Raw genomic sequence first — 25,449 nt, 5'->3', positions numbered from 1 at the left:
GAGCCGCTGTCGGCGCGGCTGGCGCGCGAGGCGGACAGCGCCGCGCGACATGGCCTGGCGTTGCTGCTGCGGCTGGAGTTGCAGCGGGTGGCGCGCGACGCGCGCGATGACACCGCGCCCGCCGCCTGGTACCGCGAGCCGCCCGACGATCCGGCGCGCGACCCCCGCCTGCCGCTGAGCGAGCATGGCGTGCGGCAATTGCGCGACGATCCGCCCGCGGGCTTCATGGCCGCCTGGGCGGCGCGCCTGCTGCGCTGGACCCGGGCCGGCGTGGCCGGCTACGTGGTGCCGCCGCCGCCCGCGCTCGACGCGCGGGCCTGGCGCGCCCTGTTCGCGCCGTCGCGCCAGGCCAATGGCGCGCTGTGCTGCCTGGCGTGGACGCCGGGCCTGGCGCCGGCGGCGCTGGCCCGCCTGCGCGACGCCGGCTTCGACGGCGTATTCTCGTCGCTGCCCTGGTGGGACTTCCGCGCCGCCTGGCTGGCCGAGGAACTGGAACGCCTGCGCGCCGTGGCCCCGGTGATCGCCCCCGCTTGCGCGCTCGACGGCGATGGCGCGGATGACGCCCCGCCCACCGGCGGACGGGCCGCCGATGCGCGCCGCGGTTGGAGCGCCGCGCTGAGCGGCGCGGGCTGGCTGGCCGGTGACGCCGACCGTGGCGCCGGCGCCGCCGGCATCAACGCCTGGCTGCAGGCAGCGCGCGCGGCCGGCCCGCCGGCCATCGTCGTCGGCCGTGACGGCGCCGCCACGCTGATGGCGCGCGAGCTGGCCGCCGGCGCCGCGCTGCTGGCGCTCAATCCCGCTGACAGCACTCCCGCAAGGATCGACTGGGATGTCGCCGCGCGCCTGCTGCCGGCCGGCTCCCTCGAACCCGCCGACGGCGCGGCGTCGGACGGTGTCCTGGCGGCGGCCGCCTGCGTCCGCTATGAGGTCGCCGCCGGCGCGCCGGTCTGCGCCGCGCCGCGCGTGGCGGCCGGGCTGCGCGGCGAAGGCGGCGCCGCGGCCCGCGTGGCCATCGAACAGGTCTCGCCCGCCGTCGATGGCGGCGCGCATCCGGTCAAGTGCCGCGTGCACGAGCAGGTGCGCGTGGGCGCCGACATCCTGATGGACGGCCACGACCGCCTGGCGGCCGAATTGCGCTGGCGCGCCGACGACGAAGCAGCCTGGCGCAGCGTGCCCCTGACGCTGACCGGCAACGACCGCTGGGAGGCGGCCTTCCGTCCCGCCCGCATCGGCCCGCACACGTTCCAGGTGACCGCCTGGCATGACGGCTGGGAGACGTTCCGGCATGAGTTCGAAGTCAAGCACGCGGCCGGCGTGAGCCTGCGGCTGGAGCGCCAGGAAGGCCTGCAACTGCTGCGCGAAGCCGACCAGCGCGCCGGCCAGGATGCCGCGTCCGGCCCCGGCGCCGGCCTCATCAAGCGCGCCCTGCGCGCCTGCGCGGCGCCCGAAGTCGACGCCGAACCCGACGCCGCGCTGATCGGGATGCTGCTCAGCCCCGCGCTGGCGCAGGCCATGCGCGCCCACGACGGCCGGCCGTTCCAATCCGTGTCGGCGCCCTACCCGCTGTGGGTCGACCGGCCGCAGGCCACCCACGCCGCCTGGTACGAACTGTTTCCGCGCTCGCAGGCGGCCGAACCGGGCCGCCACGGCACTTTCGACGACGTCATCGCGCGCCTGCCCGACATCCGCGAGATGGGGTTCGACGTGCTCTACCTGCCGCCGGTCCACCCCATCGGCCTGGCCAACCGCAAAGGCCGCAACAACAGCCTGCAGGCCGGTCCCGACGACGTCGGCAGCCCCTACGCCATCGGCTCGCCGGACGGCGGCCACGACGCCATCGAGCCGCGCCTGGGCACCCTGGCGGATTTCCTGCGGCTGGTGCGGGCCGCCCGCGACCACGGCCTGGAAATGGCGCTGGACTTCGCCATCCAGTGCTCGCCCGACCATCCCTGGCTGGCCCGCCATCCGGACTGGTTCTCGTGGCGTCCGGACGGCTCGTTGCGTTATGCCGAGAATCCGCCCAAGAAATATCAGGACATCGTCAACGTGGCGTTCTACGGCCCGCCGCCGCGCCGCGCCCGCAAACTCGGCCTGTGGCGCGCGCTGCGCGACATCGTGTTGTTCTGGGCCGGGCACGGCGTGCGCACCTTCCGGGTCGACAATCCGCACACCAAGCCGCTGCCGTTCTGGCAATGGCTGATCGCCGAGGTGCACGCGCGCCACCCGGACGTGCTGTTCCTGTCCGAGGCCTTCACCCGTCCCAAGATGATGTACCGGCTGGCGAAAGTGGGCTTCACGCAGTCGTACACCTACTTCACCTGGCGCAACGACAAGGCCGAGCTGCAAGCCTATCTGCAGGAGGTCTCGCAGCCGCCGGCCGCCGATTTCTTCCGGCCGCACTTCTTCGTCAACACGCCGGACATCAACCCCGCGTTCCTGCAGACCAGCGGCCGCGGCGGCTTCCTGATCCGCGCCGCGCTGGCCGCGCTCGGCTCGGGCCTGTGGGGCGTGTACAGCGGCTTCGAACTGTGCGAGGCCGCGCCGGTGCCGGGCAAGGAGGAATACCTGGATTCGGAGAAATACGAACTGCGCCAACGCGACTGGCGCCAGCCCGGCAACATCCGCGCCGAGATTGCCCGCCTGAACCAGCTGCGCCGCGCCAACCCTGCCCTGCAGAGCCACCACGGCCTGACGCTGGCGGCCAGCGGCAACGAGCGCGTCATCGCTTTCGCCCGCGCCACGCCCGGCAACGGCAACGTGATCCTGGCGGCCATCAGCCTGGACCCGTTCCATCCCCAGACCGCGCGCGTCGAGCCGCCCTTCGCGCTGTTCGGCACGCCCTGGCCCGACAGCCTGGTCGCGGAGGACCTGCTGGCGGACCGGCGCGACACCTGGCACGACGCCCGCGCGGTGGCGCTGTCCCCCGATCAACCCTATCGCATCTGGCGGCTGTCGCGTCATGGCTGACGCCGCCGGGAAGGCAAGACCATGATCAGTGAAACCCAGCCCCAGGACGACGGCCTTTGGTACAAGGACGCGGTCATCTACCAACTGCACGTGAAGTCGTTCTTCGATTCCAACGACGACGGCGTCGGCGACCTGCCAGGACTGATCTCCAAACTGGACTACATCGCCAACCTGGGCGTGGACACGATCTGGCTGCTGCCGTTCTATCCGTCGCCCCGGCGCGACGACGGCTACGACATCGCCGACTACCGCGGCGTGCATCCCGACTACGGCACCGTGGCCGACGTGCGCAAGCTGATCCGCGCCGCCCATGCGCGCGGCCTGCGCGTGATCACCGAGCTGGTGGTGAACCATACCTCCGACCAGCATCCGTGGTTCCAGCGGGCGCGCGCCGCGCGCCCCGGCTCGGCCGCGCGCAACTTCTACGTCTGGTCGGACAACGACAAGGCCTACGCCGGCACCCGCGTCATCTTCTGCGACACCGAAAAATCGAACTGGACCTGGGACCCGGTCGCCAATGCCTACTTCTGGCACCGCTTCTACTCGCACCAGCCCGACCTGAACTACGACAACCCGCAAGTGCTCAAGGAAGTGCTGGCGGTGATGCGGCACTGGCTCGACATGGGCGTGGACGGCCTGCGGCTGGACGCCGTGCCCTACCTGGTCGAGCGCGAGGGCACCAACAACGAGAACCTGCCCGAGACCCATCAGGTGCTCAAGCGCATCCGCGCCGTCATCGACGACGAATACCCGGGCCGCCTGCTGCTGGCCGAGGCCAACCAGTGGCCCGAGGACGCGCAGGAGTATTTCGGCAGCGGCGACGAATGCCACATGTCGTTCCACTTCCCGCTGATGCCGCGCATGTACATGGCCATCGCGCAGGAAGACCGCTTTCCCATCACCGACATCATCCGCCAGACGCCGGACATCCCCGCCACCTGCCAGTGGGCCATCTTCCTGCGCAACCACGACGAACTGACGCTGGAGATGGTCACCAGCCGCGAACGCGACTACCTGTGGAGCGTCTATGCGGCCGATCCGCGCGCGCGCATCAACCTGGGCATCCGCCGCCGGCTGGCGCCGCTGCTGGAACGCGACCGGCGCCGCGTCGAATTGATGAACAGCCTGCTGCTGTCCATGCCGGGCACGCCGGTGCTTTACTACGGCGACGAACTGGGCATGGGCGACAACGTGCACCTGGGCGACCGCGACGGCGTGCGCACGCCGATGCAGTGGTCGCCCGACCGCAATGGCGGCTTCTCGCGCGCCGACCCCGAGCGGCTGCCGCTGCCGGTGCTGATGGGGCCGCTGTACGGCTACGAGGCCGTCAACGTCGAGGCCCAGCAACGCGACCCGCACTCGCTGCTGAACTGGACCCGCCGCATGCTGGCGCAACGCCGCCAGAGCCACGCCTTCGGCCGCGGCGCCCTGCGCTTCATCCAGGCCGGCAACCGCAAGATCCTGGCCTATCTGCGTCAATGGCGCGACACCACCATCCTGTGCGTGGCCAACCTGTCCAATGCCGCGCAGCCGGTCGAACTGGCGCTGCAGGCCTTCAAGGGCCGGGTGCCGGTGGAAATGCTGGGCGGCACGCCGTTTCCGGCCATCGGCGAGCTGCCCTACCTGCTGACGCTGCCGCCCTACGGCTTTTACTGGATGGACCTGAGCGCCGACGCGGCGCCGCCGGGCTGGCACGCCAGCGCGCCGCAACGCATGCCGGAGTTGATCACCCTGGTGCTGCGCGGCCGCGCCGACGCGGTCCTGACGGATGCCTCGCGCCAGGCGCTGGAGACCGAAGTGCTGCCCGAATACCTGGCGCGCCAGCGCTGGTTTCCCGGCGCCACGGCGCTGCCGCGCGTGCGGCTGGCGTACGCCACGCCGTTCGGCGCCGACGGCACGGAATACTACTGGGGCGAGGCCGAGCCGGCCGACGGCGAACCCGGCCTGCGGGTGCAGATCCCGTTCGCGCTGGTGTGGGACGAGAGCGCCGAGATCCAGTATCCGATCGCGCGGGTCCGGCGCGGCCCCGAAGTCGGCATCCTCGCCGACGCCTTCCTGCAGCCCGGCTTCGTGCTCGGCGTGCTGGACGCCCTGCGCGCCGGCCGCGAGTGGGACGGCCGCCAGGGCGGCAAGCCGGGCGAGCGGCCGGGCGTGATCCGCTGCCTGGCCGAACCCGGGCTGGACGGGCTGGACCTGGGCGAGGCGCCGGCGCTGCAATGGATCAGCGGCGAGCAGTCCAACAGTTCCGTGGTGGTGGCCGGGCAGGCCATCCTGAAACTGCTGCGCAGCGTCCACCCCGGGCTGTCGGCCGAAGTGGAAATGACCCGTCACCTGACCCGCGCGGGCTACGCCAACATCCCCGCGCTGCTGGGCGAAGTGCAACGGGTCGACGCCGAGGGCGTGCCGTGCACGCTGGCGGTCGTGTATGCCTATGTCGCCAACGAAGGCGATGCCTGGACCTGGACGCTGGACTACCTGAAACGCACGCTGGCCACCGCCTTGCTCGGCGGTGACAGCCCCGAGGAATTCGAGGCCAGCCTGGAGGGCTATGCCACCATGGCCACCACCATCGGCCGGCGCCTGGCGCAGTTGCACCAGACCCTGTCGCAGCCGGCCGACGATCCGGCATTCACGCCCGCGGTGGCCACCCCGGAGGCGGCCGACGCCCTCGCCGCGCACGTCACGGCGCAGCTCGACCGCGCCGCCCGGGCGCTGCGCCAGCACGCCGACGCGCTGGAGGAGCCTTCGCGCGCCTGCGCCCAATGGCTGTCCGAACACCATGACCGGCTGGCGGCGCGGGTCGAGCGCATGGCGCAGGCGTTGACCGGCACCCCTCTCATCCGCGTGCATGGCGACCTGCACCTGGGCCAGGTGCTGGTGGCGCAGACCGACGCCTACCTGATCGACTTCGAGGGCGAACCCGACCACCCCCTGCCATTGCGCCGCCAACTGGCGTGCCCGGCCCGCGACGTGGCGGGCATGCTGCGCTCGTTCGACTACGCGGCGGCGGCGGTGGCGCGCCTGGACCCGCTGGGCGGCGCGCCGCTGGACGCCAACGCGGCGCCGGTGGACAGCGCCGCCGCCAATTCGCCGGCGCAGTTGCGCGACACGCTGCTGGCGCGTTTTCGCGCCCGCGCCACCGAGGCCTTCCTGCAAGGCTACGAGGAGGCCGGCCCGCCTCCGTCCGCGGCCTGGCGCACGCTGCTGCAACTGGCGCAATTGGAAAAGGCCGCCTACGAAATCGCTTACGAGGCAGGCCATCGGCCCGACTGGATCTCCATCCCGCTCTGCGCCCTGGCCGGCCTGGCGCACACCCTGCTGCAGAACGCGGCGCTCGACGCCGAGGACGCCACGCCATGACCCGCCGTCCCGCAACCCCGCGCGCCGCGGCGTCCGCCCCGCGCCCCGCCGCCGCCACGCCCGCCCTCGACCCGGCGCAGCGCACCGCGCTGCTCGCCGGCGCCCATGGCGATCCCTTCGCCGTGCTGGGGCCGCACGAAGGCTGCTTGCGCGTGCTGCTGCCCGGCGCGCGCGCGGTCGAGATGGTCGGCGCCGAGGGCGTGCGCATCCCGCTGCGCGACGACGGCGACGGCCTCTTCACCGGCCCGGCCGGCCCCGCCCGCGCCGGCGCGCCGGATTCGTACCAACTGGAGATCGCGTGGCCGCAGGCGCGCCAACGCTGCGCCGATCCCTACGCCTTCGGCCCCCTGCTGCCGGCCCCGGCGCTGGCCGCCCTGGCCGCGGGCGACTGGCGCGCCGCGCGCGACTGGCTGGGCGCGCAACTGGCCAGCGTCGACGGCGTGGCCGGACTGCGCTGCGCGGTCTGGGCGCCCAACGCCCGGCGCGTGGCCGTGGTCGGCGACTTCAACAGCTGGGATGCGCGCCGGCACGGCATGCGCCGGCGGCACGAGGCCGGGGTGTGGGAATTGTTCATCCCCGACGTCGCGGCCGGCGAGCGCTACAAGTTCGCCGTCACCGATGCGACCGGCGCGATCCGCCTGCGGGCCGATCCGCACGCCCGCCGCGCCGAGCTGCCGCCGGCCACCGCGTCGGTGGTGGACGATCCGGCGCCCTATCCGTGGACCGACGGCGACTGGATGCTGGGACGCGGCGGCCGCCACCAGCCGAATGCGCCGATCGCCATCTACGAGGTCCATGCCGGCTCCTGGCTGGCGCCCGACGGCCAGGGCTGCCCCTGGCGCCTGTTGGCCGACAAGCTGCCGGCCTACGCCGCGTCGATGGGATTCACCCACGTCGAGCTGATGCCCATCATGGAGCATCCCTTCGGCGGCTCGTGGGGCTACCAGCCGCTGGGCCTGTTCGCGCCCAGCGCGCGCCTGGGCACGCCGGCGGGGTTCGCGCATTTCGTCGACCGCTGCCATGCCGCCGGCGTGGGCGTCATCCTGGACTGGGTGCCGGCCCACTTCCCCGACGACCCGCACGGCCTGGCGCGCTTTGACGGCACGGCGCTGTACGAATACGACGACCCGCGCGAGGGCTATCACCCCGACTGGCACACCCAGGTCTACAACCTGGGGCGCACCGAAGTGCGGGCATTCATGGTCGCCAGCGCGCTGCACTGGCTGCAACGCTTTCACGTCGACGGCCTGCGCGTGGACGCGGTGGCCTCGATGCTGTACCGCGACTACAGCCGCCAGCCCGGCGAATGGATCCCCAATCGCCATGGCGGACGCGAGAACCTGGAGGCGGTCGATTTCCTGCGCGTATTGAACCAGACGGTGCGCGACGAGGTGCCCGACGCCATGATGATCGCCGAGGAATCGACCGCCTGGCCCGGCGTCACCGCCGCGGTGGCGGACGGCGGCCTGGGCTTTCACTACAAGTGGAACATGGGCTGGATGCACGACACGCTGCGCTACCTGGCGGAAGATCCGGTGCATCGCAAATACCACCACGCCGGCCTCACCTTCAGCATGGTCTACGCCTATGCCGAACGCTACGTCCTGCCGCTCTCGCACGACGAGGTGGTGCATGGCAAGGGCTCGCTGCTGCGCAAGATGCAGGGCGACGCCGCCGCCCGCTTCGCCGCCCTGCGCGCCTACCTGGGCTACATGTGGGCGCATCCCGGCAAGAAGCTGCTGTTCATGGGTGGCGAGATCGCCCAGGCCGCCGAATGGAATCACGATACGCCGCTGGACTGGAACCAGCTGGACGACCCGGCGCGCAAGGGCATGCAGCGCCTGGTGGGCGACCTGAACCGGCTCTACCGCGCGCAGCCCGCGCTGCACGCGCGCGACGCCGATCCGGCCGGCTTTGCCTGGGTGGTGCTGGACGACGCCGACAACAGCGTGGTGGCTTTCCTGCGCACCGACGGCGTCTCGCAGCTGCTGGCGATCAGCAACTTCACGCCGGTCACGCGCACGGGCTATCGCGTCGGCGTGCCGCTGGCCGGGCGCTGGGCCGAAGTCCTCAACACCGACGCCGGCGGCTATGGCGGCGCCGACAGCGGCAACCTGGGCCTGGCGCGCACCCATGCCGCGGCCGCCCATGGCCACATGCAATCGCTGGAACTGACGTTGCCGGCGCTTTCCACCCTCTACTTCACGCATCAAGGCGACTGACCATGGATCCCTCCCTCCTGACCCGCATGACCGCCGGCCAGCCCTATCCACTGGGCGCCGTCAGCGACGGCCTGGGCGTGAACTTCGCGGTGTTCTCGGCCCACGCCACCCGCATCGAAGTCTGCCTGTTCGACGCCCGCGGCCGCAAGGAACTGCGCCGCTTCGACCTGCCCGAATGCACCGACGAGATCTGGCACGGCTACCTGCCCGACGCGCAGCCCGGCCTGGTCTACGGCCTGCGGGCCCATGGTCCCTACGATCCGCGCAACGGCCATCGCTTCAACCCGCACAAACTGCTGCTCGACCCTTACGCGCGCCAGCTGACCGGCCCGGTCAACTGGAGCGACGCGCTGTTCGGCTATCGCCTGAACCACGCCCGCGCCGACCTGTCGATGGACCGCCGCGACAGCGCGCCCGCCATGCCCAAGGCGGTGGTGGTGGACGACCTGCCGTTCGACCGGAGCGGCAGCAAACGGCCCGCCACCGACTGGTGTGACAGCGTGATCTACGAAGTCCACCTGCGCGGCGTTTCGATGCAGCGCGAAGACCTGCGCCAGCCGCTGCGCGGCACCAGCGCGGCGCTGGCCGACCCGCGCTTCATCGAGCACCTGCAACGCCTGGGAGTCACGGCGGTGGAACTGCTGCCGGTGCATGCGTTCCTGCAGGACCGCTTCCTGCTCGAACGCGGGCTGCGCAACTACTGGGGCTACAACACGCTGGCGTTCTTCGCGCCCGAGCCGTCTTACCTGCAGCACGGTCCCAACGATCTGCGCCAGGCCATCCGCCGCCTGCACGCGGGCGGCCTGGAAGTGATCCTGGACGTGGTCTACAACCACACCTGCGAAGGCAACGAACTGGGGCCGACGCTGTCCTGGCGCGGGCTGGACAACGCCAGCTACTACCGCCTGGTGCCGGGCGAGGAACGCCACTACATCAACGACACCGGGTGCGGCAACACAGTCAACCTGTCGCACCCGCGCGTGCTGCAGATGGTGACCGACTCGCTGCGCCATTGGACGCGCTCCTATGGCGTGGACGGCTTCCGCTTCGACCTGGGCGTGACCCTGGGCCGCGAAGGCACCGGCTTCGACCCCGGTTCGGGCTTCTTCGACGCGCTGCTGCAGGACCCGGAACTGGCGCATGCCAAGCTCATCTCCGAACCGTGGGACATCGGCCCCGACGGCTACCAGCTGGGCAACCACCCGCCCGGCCTGGCGGAATGGAACGACCGCTACCGCGACACGGTGCGGCGCTACTGGCGCGGCGACGAAGGCCAGCGCGGCGACATGGCGGCGCGGCTGACCGGCTCGCGCGACGTGTTCGACCGGCGCCACCGCCGCCCCTGGGCCAGCGTCAATTTCGTGACCTCGCACGACGGCTTCACCGCGCGCGATGTCGTCAGCTACGACGGCCGCCACAACGAAGCCAACGGCGAGAACGGCGACGACGGCCATTCGGAAAACTACAGCAGCAACTGGGGCGCCGAAGGCCCCACCGAAGACGACGCGATCCTGCAACGCCGCGCGCGCGTGCAGCAGGCGCTGCTGGTGACGCTGTGCCTGTCCGACGGCACGCCGATGCTGCTGGCCGGCGACGAATTCGGCAACAGCCAGGACGGCAACAACAACGCCTATTGCCAGGACAACCCGCTGTCCTGGCTGGACTGGACCCAGGCGCAAAGCGACGATGGCCGGGCGCTCAGCCAGGGGGTGGCGCGCGCGCTGGCCCTGCGGCGCGGCCACCCCGCCCTGCGGGCGGCGCGCTACGGCGACGCCGCCCGCGAAATCTGTCCCGGCGTGGCCGCCATCGGCTGGTTCAATCCCGACGGCCTGCCCATCGAAGCCGCCTCCTGGGAGGACGGCGCCCAGAAGGCCATGGCGCTGCGCCGCGCGGCCCTGCGCGACGATGGCAGCGCCGACGTGACGCTGCTGCTGCTCAACCCCGGCGCCGAGGCGGTGACGTTCATCCTGCCGCAGCCGGCGCTGGCCTGGATCCGCGAGCTGGACACCTCCGCGCCGGTCGCGGCGGCGCCGGTCGGCGCGAACGAGGCGGCGGTCCAGGGCCACAGCCTGGTGCTGCTCAGCGCCACCCACATCGCCGGACAAACGCCATGACCGCCTGGCCCGAACCCTTCACCTTCGGCGCCCTGCCGCTGCCCGACGGCCGCACGCGCTTTCGCCTGTGGGCGCCGTCGGCGTCGCCCGGGCTGGCGCTGCTGATCGAGGGACGCGCGCCGATCGCGCTGCACCCGGACGCGCAGGGCTACGCGCAGGCGGATGTCGATTGCGGCCCCGGCACGCGCTACCGCTACCGCCTGGGCGACGGCCTCACGGTGCCCGACCCGGCCGCGCGCCTGCAGGACGGCGACGTCCACGACGCCAGCATCGTCACCGGCGCCGACGCCTATCCCTGGCAACACCCCGGCTGGCGCGGCCGGCCGTGGGAAGAGACGGTGCTGTACGAAGTCCACGTCGGCCTGGCGGGCGGCTACGCCGGCCTGCGCGGGCGCCTGCCGGCGCTGGCCGACCTGGGCGTCACGCTGCTGGAACTGATGCCGCTGGCCGACTTCCCCGGCCCGCGCAACTGGGGCTATGACGGCGTGCTGCCGTATGCGCCGGACACGGCCTATGGCTCGCCCGACGAACTGAAAGGCCTGATCGACGCGGCCCACGGCCTGGGCATGGGCGTCATGCTGGACGTGGTCTACAACCACTTCGGGCCCGACGGCAATTACCTGCCGCGCTATGCCGCGCCGTTCTTCCGCGACGACGTGCAGACGCCGTGGGGCGCGGCCATCGACTTTCGCCAGGCAGCCGTGCGCCGATATTTCGAGGAAAACGCGCTGCACTGGCTCGGCGAATACCGTTTCGACGGCCTGCGGCTGGATGCGGCGCATGCCATTGTCGGCCACGAATGGCTGGAGGAACTGGCGCGGCACGTGCGCGGTCAATTGCCCGGCCGCCACGTGCACCTGGTGCTGGAAAACGACGACAACCGCGCCTCGCTGCTGCAGGCCGGCTACGACGCCCAATGGAACGACGACCTCCACCACGTGCTGCATCACCTGCTGACCGGCGAATCCCATGGGTATTACGCCGACTATGCGCGGCAACCCGCGCAGGCGCTGGCCCATTGCCTGGAGCAGGGCTGGCTGTACCAGGGTCAACCGTCCGCCCATCGCGGCGGCCGGCCCCGCGGCGAACCCAGCGCCCACCTGCCGCCCAGCGCCTTCGTGCTGTTCCTGCAGAACCACGACCAGACCGGCAACCGCGCCCACGGCGAACGCCTGACGCGCCTGGCGCCCACGGCCGACCGGCTGCGCGCGGCGGTCGCGCTGCAACTGCTGGCGCCGCAGGTGCCGCTGATCTTCATGGGCGAGGAAAGCGGCAGCCAGGCGCCCTTCCTGTACTTCACCAGCCACGCCGACCCGGCGCTGGCGCAGGCCGTGCGCGCGGGGCGGCAACGCGAATTCGCCGACTTCGCCGCCTTTGCCGGGGCCGGCGGCGCCGCGGACCCGCCCGACCCGAACGCGGCCGAGACCTTCCTGCGCAGCCACCCCTGGGACGCCGGCCACGCCGACGCGGCCGGGCAATGGCGCGCCTATTACCGCGCCCTGCTGCACCTGCGCCGGCAACTGCTGGCGCCGCGCCTGCGCGGCGCGCAAAGCCTGGGCGCCCTGGCGCTGGGCGCGCATGCCGCGCAGGCGCGCTGGCGGTTGAACGATGGCGCGGTGCTGACGCTCTACGCCAACCTGGGCGGCGCGCGCGAGCCCTTGCCCGCGGCCCTGGCGCCGCGCGGCGATTTCGCCGACCTGTTGTTCGAATCGCTGCCCGGCGCCTTCGATTCGCTGCGCGCGGGCAGCCTGTGCGGCGACAGCGCGGTCTACTTGCTGGAGTACGCCCCATGAGCGCCACGCTGTCGGAACTGGCCGTGGCCGCCGGCCTGGCCGAGCATTGGACCGATGCCCGCCACCAGGCCTGCACGGTGGCCCCCGACACGCTGCGGGCCCTGCTGCGCGCCATGGATCTGCCGGCCGACAGCGAGGCCGACATCCACGACAGCCGCGCGCGGCTGGCCGCCGCCCACAGCGAAGCCCGCCTGCCGGCCATGCTGGTGGCCGTCGCCGGGACCACGCTGCGGCTGCCGGCCGCCTGCGCCGGCCGCTACGAAATCACGGCCCCGCAATCGGCGCAGTTGGCCGGCCGCGCCGTCGCCGGCGCTTCCGGCCTGCCGGAACTGCCCGTGCCCGCGGCGCCCGGCTACTACACGCTGGCGTTGGCGGCCGGCACCACGACGCTGGCGGTGGCGCCGCCGCGCGCGCCCACCCTGGCGCAGCTGCTGGGCCAGCCCGATGCGCGCGCCTGGGGCCTGGCCACACAGGTCTACAGCCTGCGGCGGCCCGCGCCCGACCTGGTCCACGCCACCCACGGTTTCGGCGATTTCGGCGCGTTGCGCGATCTGGCCGCGAGCGCCGGCGCGGCGGGCGCGGACGCGCTGGCGATCAGCCCGGTGCATGCCATGTTCGCCGCCGATCCGGCGCAGTACAGTCCCTACTCGCCCTCCAGCCGGCTATTCCTGAACACGCTGTACGCCGACCCCGCCGCCGTGCTGGGCGACGATGCCGTGCGCGCGGCGCTGGCGCAACTCGGCTCCCAGGCACAGCAGACGCTGCAGACGCTGGAGGCGCAGGACCTGATCGACTGGCCGCAGGCCGCGCGCGCGCGCCAGCGGCTGCTGCGCCAGTTGCATCGCGATTTCGACCATGCCGCCAACTCGCGCCAGCGCCAGGCCCTGCAGGCCTTCCGCGACGCCGGCGGCCAGGATCTGCGCGATCACGCCCTGTTCGAGGCGCTGCATGAGCACCTGGCGCGGCAGCCCGCCGCGCCGGGCAGCTGGACCGAGTGGCCGGCCGGCCTGCGCGATCCGCGCTCGCAAGCGGCGCGCGCTTTCGCGCAGGCGCACGGCGAGGCGCTCGACTTTCACGTGTTCGCCCAATGGCTGGCGGGCGCCAGCCTGGCGCAGGCGCAGCAGGCAGCGCGCCAGGCCGGCATGCGCGTGGGCCTGATCGCCGACCTGGCGATCGGCGCCAGCCCCGCCGGCAGCCATGCCTGGAGTCACCAGGCCGAGCTGATGCGGCGCGCCAGCGTCGGCGCGCCGCCCGACATCCACAACCCGCTGGGCCAGGCCTGGGGCCTGACCGCGCTGTCGCCGCAAGCGCTGCGCGAAACCGGCTACGCCGCGTTCATCGCGCTGCTGCGCGCCAGCCTCGCCCAGGCGGGCGGGCTGCGCATCGACCACATCCTGGGCCTGGCGCGCCTGTGGCTGGTGCCCGACGGCGCGCCGGCCGGTGACGGCGCCTACCTGCGCTATCCGCTGCGCACTCTGCTGCGGCTGGCGGCGCTGGAGGCCTGGCGCCATCACGCGCTGGTCATCGGCGAGAACCTCGGCACGGTGCCGGAGGGCTTCGACGAGGCCCTGCACGACCATGGCCTGCTGGGCATGGATGTGCTGTGGTTCATGCGCGAGCCGCCCGCGGCGCGCGGCGCGGCGGCATTCAAGGCGCCCGGGGCCTGGCCGGTCCAGGCCGCCGCGATGACCACCACCCACGACCTGCCCACCCTGGAAGGCTGGTGGCAGGGCCGCGACATCGAATGGCGCAACAACCTGGCGCTGCTCGGTCCGCAGGAACGCGAGACCGACCTGCGCGCGCAGCGCGACGCCGACCGCGACAGCCTGTGGCGCGCGGTGCGCGACCACGCCCACCTGCCGCCCGACCCGGCGCCGGCGCAGACACCCGTCGCCGCCCTGCTCGCCTTCGTCGCGGCCGCCCCCTGCCCGCTGGCCCTGGTGCCGCTGGAGGACGCCACCGGCACCCTCGACCAACCCAATCTGCCGGGCGCCGGCGCCGGCTATCCGAACTGGCGCCAACGCCAGCCGCTGGCGGCGGCCGGGTGCCTGCATGATCCGGCGGTGCGCGAGCGGCTGGCCCCGCTGCGGTCGCTGCGAGGACGCAAAGCATGACCGCCACCGACCACGCCCCCGCGCCGGCCCCGACCCGGCCGCGCGCCACCGCGCGCCTGCAATTGCATGCGGACTTCCCGCTGGAGGCCGCGCGCGCGCAACTGCCCTATCTCGCCGCCCTCGGCATCAGCCACCTGTATCTGTCGCCGATCACGCAGGCGCGCGCCGGCTCCACTCACGGCTACGACGTCACCGACCACGGCCAGGTCAACGCCGAACTCGGCGGCGAGGCCGCATTGCGGCGCCTGGCGGCCGACTGCCGCGTCCGTGGCATGGGGCTGATCGCCGACATCGTGCCCAACCACATGGCCGCCGACGTCGCCAACGGCTGGTGGGCCGACGTGCTGCGGCGCGGCGAGCGCAGCCCGCATTCGCGCTGCTTCGACATCGACTGGCGCGCGCCCGATCCGGCCCTGCGCGGCAAGGTGCTGCTGCCGGTGCTGGCCGATCCCTACGGCGTCTGCCTGGAGGCCGGCGGCATCGCCCTGGCGCACGACCCGCGCGCCGGCTACGTCATCGCCGCCGGCGGCCAGCGCTATCCCGTGGACCCGGCCTCGCTGACGGCGCAGGACCCGGCCTCGCTGACGGCGCAGGACCCGGCGCAGGCCTGCGCCGACCACGACGCGGCCCACCCGCGCGGCCGGCAGCGCCTGCATGCGCTGCTGGAGCGCCAGCACTACCGCCTGGCCTGGTGGCGCACCGCGCCCGACCAGATCAACTGGCGCCGCTTCTTCGAAATCAGCGAGCTGGTCGGCGTGCGGGTCGAGGACGATGTCGTGTTCGACGCGGTCCACGCGCTGCCGCTGCGGCTGTACCGCGAAGGCCTGCTGGACGGGCTGCGCATCGACCACATCGACGGCGTGGCCGCGCCCGGCGCCTATCTGCGGCGCCTGCGCGGAGCGCTGGCGCGAGCCGGCGCGGAGCGCGCCAGCGCCGGCCTGGCGCCCGCCCCCTACCTGATCGTGGAAAAGATCCTGGCCGAGCGGGAAGCGCTCGATCCGCGCTGGGCGGCCGACGGCACCACCGGCTACGACTTCATGGACCAGGTGGGCGCGCTGTGGCACGCGCCCGCCGCGCAGGACGCGCTGGTCGAATTCTGGCGGCAGTTGGACGGGCAGGCGCAGGCGCCGGCGGCGCAACTGACGCTGGCGCGCCAACTGATGCTGGCGCGCCACTTCGCCGCCGAACGGCTGACGCTGGTGCGGGCGCTGACCCGGATCGCCCGCCTCGACCTGCGCACGCGGGACTGGACCGGTCCGGCGATCGACCGCGTGCTGACGGCCTTGCTGGCCGCCTTTCCGGTCTACCGCAGCTATGCCGAGGACGGCGGCCGCGGCCCGGCCGACCAGGCCTGCTGGCAGGCGGCGCTGGCGCAGGCCCGCGCCGCCCTGGACGCCCCGCCGGACAGCGCCGACGCCCGCTTGCTGGACCAGCTGGACCACTGGCTGGACGGTACGCCCGGCGCGCCGCCGACCGAGGAAAGCGCCAACGCGCTGCGCAGCGCGCGCGGCCGGGCCTTGCGCCACTTTCAGCAGCTGACGCCGCCACTGGCGGCCAAGGCGCTCGAAGACACCCTGTTCTACCGCTACGGCCCGCTGCTCTCACGCAACGAAGTCGGCTCCAGCCCCGGACGCTTCGCGCTGGCGCCGGACGCCTTCCTCGCGGCCTGCGCCGCCCGCGCCCGCCGTCATCCCGACGCCATGCTGGCCACCGCGACCCACGACCACAAGCGCGGCGAAGACAGCCGCTGCCGCCTGGCCGTGCTGACCGAGATACCGCAGGACTGGCGCCGGGTCGCGCGCGGCTGGATCGACCGGATGCCGACCGATCGCGGCATGCCGGCGGCGACCGACCGCTACCTGCTGCTGCAAAGCCTGGTGGGCGCCTGGCCGCTGGACCTGCGGGCTGAAGACATCGACGAGCGTCCCGCCGCCGTGGCCGCCTGGCTGGAGCGGCTGGCCCGATGGCAGCAAAAGGCCCAGCGGGAAGCCAAGCTGCACACGCGCTGGACCCACCCTGACGCGCATTACGAGCAGGCCTCGCAAGCCGTCATCGACCATTTTTCGGCGCATGCCGCTGGCCGCGCGCTGCTGCGGGATATCGCCCGCTACGCGCTGCGCATCGCCCCCGCCGGCCTGGTGAACAGCCTGGCGCAGACGCTGCTGCGCAACACGCTGCCGGGCGTGCCCGACCTGTACCAGGGCACCGATCTGTGGGATTTCAGCCTGGTGGATCCGGACAATCGGCGGCCGGTCGACTACGCGGCGCGCCACGCCCTGCTGGCGGCGGCGCGGCCCGAAGGGCCCATGGACACCGGCGCGGCCGCCTGGCGCAGCGGCGCGGTCAAACAGGCGCTCATCCAGCGCACGCTGGCGCTGCGCGCGCGCTTTCCCGCGCTGCTGCGCGAGGGCAGCTGCGAACCGGTCGCCGCGCACGGCGCGCGGGCCGGCAATGTCATGGCCTGCCTGCGCCGGCATGCCGGCATGACGCTGCTGGTGATGGTGCCTCGCCTGTGCGCCACGGCGCTGTCCGGCCAGGCCCGGGGCGACGCGCCGGCCGGCGCGGCCTTTTGGGAAGACACGCAGCTGCAACTGCCGGACGCCGCGAACCTGCTGTTCGAGGATCCGCTGTCCGGCCAATCATGGCGCTGCGGCCCGGCGGGCGAGCTTGCGGTCGCCACGGCCCTGCGCGCGCTGCCCGTCGCGCTCGGCCTGGCCTCGCGCTAGCGGACGCGACCAGGCCGAGACCGCGGCTCAACGCAGCGGCTGCGTCCAGGTGGACAGGCGCGGCCGATAGGTTTCCCGCACATAGCGGGCCAATTCGATCTCGACCGTCGAGCGCGGGGCCGGGTCCTGATCCGGATGCAGCAGCCGCTGCGCCGCGGCCAGGGTGCGGCGCGCGCAGCGCTCGGCGTCGCTGACGGCGGCCTCGGTCACGACGGCGTCGGCGGGCGAAACGGGAATGAGGGTGACGGACATGGCGGCTTCTCCAGGAAAAAGGGGCTCTGGCGGACAACGTTTCAAGCGGGCTGCGTCCGAGCCTGAGCAAGTGGCGTGCCCGGGCGCGGGCGCGTCTGGCGCCGGGCGCCCCCCCCGCCGGCGCCAGGCATGCGGTTTGCTGAACTGCCGGCCCGACCCTCGGCCATTCCAATGTCCTCGACTACGCTTTCGCGCCCCCCTTGCTTCCGTCTCGATGGCCTGCACGCCGTGCTGGCCCGCGCCACCTCGCCCATCGGCGCGTCCGAGGCCCTGATGCGCGCCCTGGTGGCGGCCGGCTGCGACCGCCTGCCCCTGCCCGGCGGCGGCGACACGCTGACGCGGTGGCGGGCGCTGGCCGCCGTGGCCGCCGTCGACCTGTCCCTGGCCAAACGCTTCGAGGGACACGCCGACGCCCTGGCGATTCTGGCCGAACTCGGGGCGCCGGCGCCGCCGCCGGACAGTGTCTGGGGCGTCTGGTGCGCCGAACCGCCGCAGCACCGGGTCACGCTGACGCCCCAGGGCGACGGCCGGCTCGACCTGACGGGCGTCAAGGCCTGGTGCTCGGGCGCCGCCGGATCGAGCCACGCCGTCGTCAGCGGCTGGACCCCGGCGGGCGCGCCATGGCTGGCCTCGGTCGCGCTGGCGCAACCGGGCGTGCGCCTGCTGCCGGATCCCTGGTTCGCGCCGGCCATGCGCGACAGCGCGACGGTCGCGGTGTCGTTCCAGCACGCTGTGGGCATGCCGCTCGGCGCACCCGGGCAGTATGTGAACCGCCCCGGCTTCCTGCATGGCGGCGCGGGCGTGGCCGCCTGCTGGTACGGCGGCCTGACCCGGATTTTCCAGCGCCTGCAGGCCAGCGCGGCGCGTCCGCCGCTCGACCCGTTCCGCCTGGCGCACCTGGGCGCGGCCGACGTGGCGCTGTGCCAGGCGCGCTGGGCGCTGCGCTCGGCGGCCGCGGCCATCGACGCGGACCCGCTGGACAGCTGCGCGCTGGCCACGGCGCGTGCCCGCCTGGCGGTCGAGGCGGCGGCCGACGACCTCCTGGCGCGCGCCGGCCGCGCGCTCGGCGCCGGCCCCCTGTGCAAGGATCCGGCCGTCGCCCAGGCGATGGCCGACCTGCCGCTCTACATCCGCCAAAGCCACGCCGAACGCGACCAGGCCGCGCACGGCGCGGCGGTGGCCCAAGCCGGGCAATCCACATGGACGCTGTAGCCCGCCATTTCGAAGCCTTGTATCGCGCCTGCGACGATCCGTGGAACGTGCGCGGCGCCTGGTACGAACGCCGCAAGCGCGCCCTGCTGCTGGCCAGCCTGGGGCGGGCCCACTATGACCACGCGCTGGAGGCCGGCTGCGGCAGTGGCGCCATGACGCTGGCGCTGGCCAGCCGTTGCCACCGCGTCACCGCCGTGGACCTGGCCGCCACCGCCATCGACCGCTGCCGCCAACTCATGCAGGCCGGCCATATGGCGGGCGTCGAGACGCTGGCCTTGCGGCTGCCCGACGCCTGGCCCGCGATTCCGCCGGGCGGATTCGACCTGATGGTCGTATCGGAAATGGCCTACTACCTGGACGACGACGCCTTGACGCGCTTTCTGGCGCGCACCAGCGCCAGCCTGCGGCCCGGCGCCGAGCTCATCGCCTGCCACTGGCGCGGGCAATTCGACGACCGGCGCCAGCAGACGGACGCGCTGCACGGCGCCTTCGCCGCGCTGCCCGGCGCCCGCCCGCTGTTCAGCCACCAGGAACCCGCCTTCCGGCTCGATGCCTGGACCCTGCATCCAGCCCAAGGACACCCCCAATGATCGGCATCTGCATTCCCGCGCATGACGAAGAGCGCTATATCGCGGCCTGCCTGCGCGCGGTCACCGAGGCCGCGCGGCACCCGCTGCTGCGGGCCGAGCCGGTGCGGATCGTGGTCGTGCTGGACCATTGCCGCGACGCCACCGCCCGGCTCGCCGCCGCCTGGCCGGTGCAGTGCCTGGCCATCAGCGCGCGCAACGTCGGCGCCGCCCGCGCGGCCGGTTCCCAGCTGCTGCTGGACGGCGGCGCGCGCTGGCTCTCGCATACCGACGCGGACACCGTGGTATCGCCACGCTGGCTGGTGGACCAGTTGTCCCTGGATGCGGAAGTGGTGTGCGGCACGGTCGGGGTGTCGGGCTGGGCCGCCCATGGGCCGCGCGCCCATGCCGCCCAGCGCCGCTTTGCCTCGCGCTACCAGGACCGGGATGGGCACCGCCACGTGCACGGCGCCAACCTCGGCGTCGCCGCCCAGGCCTACCGCCGCGTGGGCGGCTTCGCGCCGTTGCCCTGTAGCGAAGATCAGGCCCTGGTGGACCGGATGGCGCGGGCCGGCTGCACGATCGCCTGGTCGGCGCTACCGCGCGTCACCACCAGCGCCCGGCCGTATTCCCGGGTCGAAGGCGGCTTCGCCACGGCGCTGCGCGTGTCGGTCAGACGCGAGTCGGCGTGGTCTCCCGCGCCGGATGGCGGTGCCGCGCCAACGACTGGATGAACGCGGCCGCGGCCGGCGCATCGCCCGCCACCAGTCCCTCGTCGTCGGCCGCCGGGTCGATGCCCGCGGCCTGCAGCAGGCCCGCGCCTTCGCCCAGCGCCAGCAGGGTCTTGCCATGGCGGTAGGTGTCGCGCACGAATTCCAGCGCGCGTCCATCCTGGCGCCAACGCTCGAGCGCCGTGGCCCCGCCGGGCACCACGGCGCCATCGAACACGGCGGAAGGCTGGTTGTCCAGCGATGCGTCCGCATCCAGCGCGCCGCCGTCGGCCGTGGCCACCGGACCGATGCGCTGCCCCACCAGGCGCACCACCACGCCAGCCTTGATCAGGGCCTGCGCCACCTTGGAGACGGCTGCGCCGTCCACGCCTTCGGCCACCAGGATGGCGACCTTGCGCGTGGCCACGCCTACCTGCCCCGGCCGCGCGCTCAATGACAGCGACGGCGATTGCGCCACCTCTGGCCGCGGCACCTCGCGCAGCGCCCGCGGCAGGGGTTCCGGCAGCGCCATGCCCAGCCCGTCGGCGACCGTCTGCGCCAGTTCCTCGGACACGTTGCGCAGCGACGCCACCATGCGCTGGCGGATGGCCGCCACCGTGACCTTGCTCAGTTCGAAGACGAAGGCGCCCGTCAGGTGCCGCCGCTCCCAGTCGGTCTGGCTGTCGTAGAACAGGGTGGCCTGGTTGTAATGCTCCGCAAACCGTTCCGGATGGCCGCGCAGCTCGTCGCCGGCGACCGGCTCGGGAAACGACACATAGCCTTCCATGCCCGCCTGGAACGGACAGCCGCCGCCGAGCGAATTGGGCTCATAGGCCACGCGCCCGCGATGCACCGCCTGCCGGTGCATGCCGTCGCGCTGGTTGTTGTGCACCGGCGCCAGCGGCGCATTGATCGGCAGTTCGTGGAAATTGGGTCCGCCCAGCCGCGAAATCTGCGTGTCCACGTAGGAATGGATGCGCCCGGCCAACAAGGGATCGTTGGTGAAATCCACGCCCGGCACCACATGCGCCGTACAGAACGCCACCTGTTCGGTTTCCGCGAAGAAATTGTCCGGATTGCGATCCAGCACCATGCGCCCGATCGGGCGCACCGGCACCAGTTCCTCCGGCACGATCTTGGTGGCATCGAGCACGTCGAAACTGAAACGCTCCGCCTCTTCCTCCGTGAAGACCTGCACGCCCAGTTCCCATTGCGGGCCGTTGCCGGCGTCGATCGCCTCCCACAGGTCGCGGCGGTGGAAGTCCGGATCGGCGCCCGACACTTTCACCGCTTCGTCCCACACCTGGGAATGCGTGCCCGCCACCGGATTCCAGTGGAACTTCACCAGCCGCGACTCGCCCTGCTCATTGACGAAACGAAAGGTGTGCACGCCAAAGCCTTGCATCATGCGGTAGCTGCGCGGAATGGCGCGGTCCGACATCAGCCACATCAGCATGTGAGTCGATTCCGGCATCAACGACACGAAGTCCCAGAAGGTATCGTGCGCCGAGGCCGCCTGCGGCATGCCGTGATGCGGCTCGGGCTTGACCGCATGCACCAGGTCCGGGAACTTCATGGCGTCCTGGATGAAGAACACGGGCATGTTGTTGCCCACCAGGTCCCAGTTGCCCTCATCCGTGTAGAACTTGACCGCGAAGCCGCGCACGTCGCGCGCCGTGTCCTTGGACCCGCGCTCGCCCGCCACCGTCGAGAAGCGCACGAATACCGGCGTGCGCTTGCCCTTTTTCGCGAACAGCGAGGCGCGCGTCAGCGGCGCCAGCGACTCGTAGCATTCGAAGTAGCCATGGGCCGCCGAGCCGCGCGCGTGGACGATGCGTTCCGGGATGCGTTCATGGTCGAAGTGCGTAATTTTTTCACGCAGAATGAAATCCTTGAGCAAGGCGGGGCCGCGCAGGCCGGCTTTGAGCGAGTGCTGGTTGTCGCTCACCGGCACGCCCTGGTTGGTGGTGAGCGCCTGCCCCTGCGCGTCGGCGCGCACCCGCGCCAGTTCGCCGCCCACCGCGTTCACCCCCGGCTCGGCGGGCTCGCCCGTCTTGGGGGTGTGCTGGCGCTCGGACAGGGAACTGGCCCCCACCGAGGCGTCCGGCGCGGCGGCCTGCGCCCCCTGGTAGGGACAACGCGCGCCCGCCTCGCCGTATTCACTCTCTTTATGGGGGTTGCGCGGCAGCGCCTGCGCGGTGGCGGCCACCGCGGCAGCGCGCTGCATTGCCGGCGCGCCGGCGCCGGCCGCTGGCGGGGCGGCGGGCCCGCTGTCCGTGTTGTGGAACGCGGTGTCGACGGGAGCCGGCGCCTTCGCCTTGCTGGGTTTCTTGCTGGGCATGGATATCTCCTGGTGCGCGCCGGCTCGCCCGGCGCAAGCCGATGCGGCTCGATCCGCGCCTTGCAGCAAGCGCCATACCCATGCCAGTGGGGATCGCCGCGGCTGGCCGCCGGGCCGCTCCCGATGCCGTCAGGGCCCCAGCTTCGGCCGCAACGCCGCCGTTACGCGATCGACGTTCGCCGGCGTCACCTGCCAGCGCGCCGCGTCGTCGTATTCGAATTCGGCGTTGACCTTGCGCGTGACCCGGTTGAACTGGAACAGCATCTTGATGAAGCCCTTGTCGTGCCGCGGGCGCAGCCATTCGCGGTAGCGCCTGACCGCCTGTTCGACCGGGTCGTAGAGAAAGGCGACCGCGTGCGGCGTGCCGTCGGCGGCATAGGCATAGCCGTAGCTCTGGTTGACGTCGCCGTCCTCGTCCACGGCGAACACCGCCGAGACCTCCTGCCACGCGATGCCGTCGAGTTCGCCGCACGCGACGATCTCGCGCGCGATCGCTTCCATCAGGTCGCGGTTGTCGCCGGGCGCCGCCTGCGCGGCGCCGGACAGCCCGATGACGGCGACCGTGCCGGCCAGCCATTGCAGCCATGCCCGGCAACGTCCGTGGATCATGTCGTCATCCTCCTGCCCGGCGCCGGTATCCGCATCAGTCCGCCAGCGTGGCGTTGTCGATCACGAAGCGATACTTGACGTCGCCCTTGAGCATGCGCTCGTAGGCGGCGTTGATCCCGTCGGCGCGCACCATCTCGATGTCGGCGACGATGCCGTGCTGTGCGCAGAAGTCCAGCATCTCCTGCGTCTCGGGGATGCCGCCGATCATCGACCCGGCCAGCGAGCGGCGCTTCATGATGAAGTTGAACACGTTCGGCGAGGGATGCGGCGTGGCCGGCGCGCCCACCAGGGTCATGGCGCCATCGCGCTTGAGCAGCACCAGGAAGGCGTCCAGGTCATGCGGCGCCGCCACGGTGTCGAGAATGAAGTCGAAGCTCTGCAGGTGCGCGGCCATCTCGTCCGGATTGCGCGACACCACCACGTCGTCGGCGCCCAGCTCGCGCGCCGCCGCGCGCTTGGACTCCGAGGTGGTGAAGGCCACCACGTGCGCGCCCATCGCATGCGCCAGCTTGATGCCCATGTGGCCGAGCCCGCCGATGCCCACCACGCCCACCTTCTTGCCCGGCCCGGCGTTCCAGTGGCGCAGCGGCGAATAGGTGGTGATGCCGGCGCACAGCAGCGGCGCCACCGCGGCCAGCTGCTCGGCGGGATGGCTGACGCGCAGCACGTAACGCTCGTGCACCACGATCTTCTGGGTGTAGCCGCCCAGCGTCCAGCCCGGCTCGTCCGCGGTCGGCGCGTTGTAGGTGCCGACCATGCCATCGCAGTAGTTCTCGAAGCCGTCCGCGCACTCGGCGCAGTGCTGGCAGCTGTCGACGATGCAGCCGACGCCGACCAGGTCGCCCGGCTTGAAGCCCTGCACGTGGGCGCCGACGGCGGCAACGCGGCCGACGATCTCGTGGCCCGGCACACAGGGATACTGGGTGCCTTCCCATTCGGCCCGCACCTGGTGCAGGTCGGAGTGGCAGATGCCGCAGTAGGCGATGTCGATCTGGACATCGTCGGCGCCAGTGGCGCGGCGGGTGATCTCGAGCGATTCGAGCGGTTTGTCGGCGGCGTAGGCGCCATAGGCTTTCACAAGCATTTGAAGACTCCCTGGTGCTTGTCCAAAAAGAACATTCTCCGGAATCGTGCCCGGCGCCGGTAGTGCATTTCGCCGAGATTCTTGCCCAATCCTGCCGGGGCCGCCACGGTCGCGCCATGGCCTGGGGCATACGATACCGCGCCGGTGGCGCGCGTTCCGATCCATATCGAAACATTTGTTGTAAATCGTGTTGCGATGCCGCCGCCGTCATTTGCTATCCTGACTCCCGCCCGCAGCGCCCCCCCAAGGAATCCCGACCGAGGCTGACCCGATGCCGATCTTCCCAGGAGCTTCACCCGTTGGCTGAACGATCCGACTATCAGGCGGGCGCCCGATCGATCCCCGTGATTCCCTACGACACCTTCGAGGCGGCCAACCTGTTTCTCGCCACCGGGCGCTCGCCCCGGGAAGTGCTGGCGCGCATCGGCCTGGAGGCCGCCGAGTGGGAGCGCCTGCGCAAGGCCTATCGGTGGTTTCCGTATTCCCTGGGCGAGGATGACCGGCGCGCCTATTTCGACGGCCTGGACGATGCCGCCATCTACCGGCTGGTGCTGCCGCCGCGCTGGCGCGCGCCCGACGATGCCGCCCCCCAGTTGCGCGCCACCTGGCACATCCGCGAGGCCGTGCGACGCAACCCGCACATCGGACCGTTCAAGGACTGCGGCTGGCCGCTGACCGTCATCGCGGCCCATCCAGAAGCCACGCTCTGTTGCTATACCCACGACGGCGCGCATGTCTATTTCAATGGCGAGCGGCTGGCGGACAAGCAGGGCAACCCGCTCGATGTCGATGCCGAGAGCTTCCAGGCCTTCGGCGGCCGCTGGCTGCACGACCGGCATCGCGTCTACGGCGAGGGCGAATACGGGGCGCAACGCAGGACGTATTGGTACGAGGTCGAGGACGCCGATATCGCCACCTTCGAGGCCCTGAACCTGCGCTATGCGCGCGACCGCGAGCGGGCCTACTACATCACCGGCAAGACGATCCGCACGAAAAGCCCCGAGGCCTTCGAGATCGTGCCGCAGGTGAACCTCAACTACCGCGACAACTCCTGCGACTTCCGGCGCGACGGCAGCATCCTGGCGCGCGACCGCGAGTTCGTCTATTTCTACGGCGCCCGCCTCAAGGGCGCCCGCCCCGCGACCTTCCGCGAACTGGGCCACGACTACGCCACCGACGGCACCGAGGTCTGGTACCTGGACGAAAAAAAGCGCATCGACGGCGCGGACGCCGCCACCTTCACGGTGCATGGCCCCGGCGATCCGCCGCTGCGCCCGCGCGGCGGCGGCCCCTGCGCCACCGACCGCCACCGCCCCTACCTGCGCGCCGCGCCGTGCGATCCGGCCGCGAGCATCGAGGCCTGGCGGCCGTTCTTCGAA

The 25,449-nt window shown here is 72.3% G+C and carries 15 protein-coding genes; 11 read left to right on the top strand and 4 right to left on the bottom strand.

The window, feature by feature from the left end; genetic code table 11:
* From AOZ53_RS02305 to treY, 7 genes are all read left to right on the top strand, one after another.
* Nucleotides 1-2,967, top strand: a 2,967-nt coding sequence (locus AOZ53_RS02305; protein WP_054486713.1) for an alpha-1,4-glucan--maltose-1-phosphate maltosyltransferase, incomplete at its 5' end; no start/stop codon positions are given.
* Nucleotides 2,968-2,988: 21 nt separating this feature from the next.
* Nucleotides 2,989-6,327 (top strand): maltose alpha-D-glucosyltransferase, encoded by a 3,339-nt coding sequence (gene treS, locus AOZ53_RS02300; protein WP_054431844.1) that lies wholly within the window; start codon nt 2,989-2,991, stop codon nt 6,325-6,327.
* Nucleotides 6,324-8,549 carry a 1,4-alpha-glucan branching protein GlgB gene (gene glgB, locus AOZ53_RS02295; protein WP_082385473.1) on the top strand — a complete coding sequence of 742 codons (2,226 nt, stop codon included), beginning with the start codon at nt 6,324-6,326 and terminating at the stop codon, nt 8,547-8,549. The genes treS and glgB overlap by 4 nt, the downstream gene beginning before the upstream one ends.
* A 2-nt stretch (nt 8,550-8,551) precedes the next feature.
* The gene (gene glgX, locus AOZ53_RS02290) at nt 8,552-10,663 is read left to right on the top strand and encodes a glycogen debranching protein GlgX (RefSeq protein ID WP_054431845.1); all 2,112 of its coding nucleotides are present in this window, start codon (nt 8,552-8,554) and stop codon (nt 10,661-10,663) included.
* Complete coding sequence (treZ, locus tag AOZ53_RS02285) at nt 10,660-12,456, top strand: malto-oligosyltrehalose trehalohydrolase (protein ID WP_054486712.1); 1,797 nt, start codon at nt 10,660-10,662, stop codon at nt 12,454-12,456. Before glgX ends, treZ begins: the two co-directional genes overlap by 4 nt.
* The gene (malQ, locus tag AOZ53_RS02280) at nt 12,453-14,570 is read left to right on the top strand and encodes a 4-alpha-glucanotransferase (RefSeq protein ID WP_054431847.1); all 2,118 of its coding nucleotides are present in this window, start codon (nt 12,453-12,455) and stop codon (nt 14,568-14,570) included. Before treZ ends, malQ begins: the two co-directional genes overlap by 4 nt.
* Nucleotides 14,567-17,296, top strand: coding sequence for a malto-oligosyltrehalose synthase (treY, locus tag AOZ53_RS02275; protein WP_054486711.1), 2,730 nt, complete (start codon nt 14,567-14,569; stop codon nt 17,294-17,296). Before malQ ends, treY begins: the two co-directional genes overlap by 4 nt.
* Before the next feature lie 27 nt (nt 17,297-17,323).
* Here treY and AOZ53_RS02270 read toward each other — a convergent pair whose 3' ends face one another.
* A complete protein-coding gene (locus AOZ53_RS02270; protein WP_054431849.1) occupies nt 17,324-17,548 on the bottom strand; it encodes a hypothetical protein in 225 nt (74 codons plus the stop codon).
* 171 nt (nt 17,549-17,719) lie between these two features.
* Here AOZ53_RS02270 and AOZ53_RS02265 point away from each other — a divergent pair, with 171 nt between their 5' ends.
* From AOZ53_RS02265 to AOZ53_RS02255, 3 genes are read left to right on the top strand one after another with little or no spacing between them, the layout of a single operon-like run.
* The gene (locus AOZ53_RS02265; protein ID WP_054431850.1) at nt 17,720-18,760 is read left to right on the top strand and encodes an acyl-CoA dehydrogenase family protein; all 1,041 of its coding nucleotides are present in this window, start codon (nt 17,720-17,722) and stop codon (nt 18,758-18,760) included.
* On the top strand, nt 18,748-19,350 hold the full coding sequence (locus AOZ53_RS02260; RefSeq protein ID WP_054474085.1) for an SAM-dependent methyltransferase: 603 nt from the start codon (nt 18,748-18,750) through the stop codon (nt 19,348-19,350). Before AOZ53_RS02265 ends, AOZ53_RS02260 begins: the two co-directional genes overlap by 13 nt.
* A complete protein-coding gene (locus AOZ53_RS02255; protein ID WP_054474090.1) occupies nt 19,347-20,060 on the top strand; it encodes a glycosyltransferase family 2 protein in 714 nt (237 codons plus the stop codon). Before AOZ53_RS02260 ends, AOZ53_RS02255 begins: the two co-directional genes overlap by 4 nt.
* Here AOZ53_RS02255 and AOZ53_RS02250 read toward each other — a convergent pair.
* The 3 genes from AOZ53_RS02250 to AOZ53_RS02240 form a co-directional block, all read right to left on the bottom strand.
* Nucleotides 19,999-22,377, bottom strand: a complete 2,379-nt coding sequence (locus AOZ53_RS02250) for a catalase (protein ID WP_054486710.1) — start codon at nt 22,375-22,377, stop codon at nt 19,999-20,001. The two genes, AOZ53_RS02255 and AOZ53_RS02250, sit on opposite strands and share 62 nt — an antisense overlap.
* A gap of 129 nt (nt 22,378-22,506) precedes the next feature.
* On the bottom strand, nt 22,507-22,986 hold the full coding sequence (locus AOZ53_RS02245; RefSeq protein WP_054486709.1) for a hypothetical protein: 480 nt from the start codon (nt 22,984-22,986) through the stop codon (nt 22,507-22,509).
* A gap of 34 nt (nt 22,987-23,020) precedes the next feature.
* Nucleotides 23,021-24,070, bottom strand: coding sequence for an NAD(P)-dependent alcohol dehydrogenase (locus tag AOZ53_RS02240; protein WP_054486708.1), 1,050 nt, complete (start codon nt 24,068-24,070; stop codon nt 23,021-23,023).
* A 299-nt stretch (nt 24,071-24,369) separates the two neighbouring features.
* Between AOZ53_RS02240 and AOZ53_RS02235 the strand changes: the two genes are divergently transcribed.
* The coding region (locus tag AOZ53_RS02235; RefSeq protein WP_197286431.1) for a DKNYY domain-containing protein at nt 24,370-25,449 on the top strand (1,080 nt) is incomplete at its 3' end.

Origin of the sequence: Achromobacter sp. 2789STDY5608621, from assembly GCF_001299375.1 — a bacterium.
GTDB classification, from domain to species: Bacteria; Pseudomonadota; Gammaproteobacteria; order Burkholderiales; family Burkholderiaceae_B; genus Achromobacter; species Achromobacter insuavis.
This window is presented reverse-complemented; position numbering and strand designations above follow the sequence as displayed.

Coding starts and splice junctions, on each gene's coding strand:
- treS (WP_054431844.1), top strand. CDS start 2,989: ATGATCAGTGAAACCCAGCCCCAGGACGACGGCCTTTGGTACAAGGAC.
- glgB (WP_082385473.1), top strand. CDS start 6,324: ATGACCCGCCGTCCCGCAACCCCGCGCGCCGCGGCGTCCGCCCCGCGC.
- glgX (WP_054431845.1), top strand. CDS start 8,552: ATGGATCCCTCCCTCCTGACCCGCATGACCGCCGGCCAGCCCTATCCA.
- treZ (WP_054486712.1), top strand. CDS start 10,660: ATGACCGCCTGGCCCGAACCCTTCACCTTCGGCGCCCTGCCGCTGCCC.
- malQ (WP_054431847.1), top strand. CDS start 12,453: ATGAGCGCCACGCTGTCGGAACTGGCCGTGGCCGCCGGCCTGGCCGAG.
- treY (WP_054486711.1), top strand. CDS start 14,567: ATGACCGCCACCGACCACGCCCCCGCGCCGGCCCCGACCCGGCCGCGC.
- AOZ53_RS02270 (WP_054431849.1), bottom strand. CDS start 17,548: ATGTCCGTCACCCTCATTCCCGTTTCGCCCGCCGACGCCGTCGTGACC.
- AOZ53_RS02265 (WP_054431850.1), top strand. CDS start 17,720: ATGTCCTCGACTACGCTTTCGCGCCCCCCTTGCTTCCGTCTCGATGGC.
- AOZ53_RS02260 (WP_054474085.1), top strand. CDS start 18,748: ATGGACGCTGTAGCCCGCCATTTCGAAGCCTTGTATCGCGCCTGCGAC.
- AOZ53_RS02255 (WP_054474090.1), top strand. CDS start 19,347: ATGATCGGCATCTGCATTCCCGCGCATGACGAAGAGCGCTATATCGCG.
- AOZ53_RS02250 (WP_054486710.1), bottom strand. CDS start 22,377: ATGCCCAGCAAGAAACCCAGCAAGGCGAAGGCGCCGGCTCCCGTCGAC.
- AOZ53_RS02245 (WP_054486709.1), bottom strand. CDS start 22,986: ATGATCCACGGACGTTGCCGGGCATGGCTGCAATGGCTGGCCGGCACG.
- AOZ53_RS02240 (WP_054486708.1), bottom strand. CDS start 24,070: ATGCTTGTGAAAGCCTATGGCGCCTACGCCGCCGACAAACCGCTCGAA.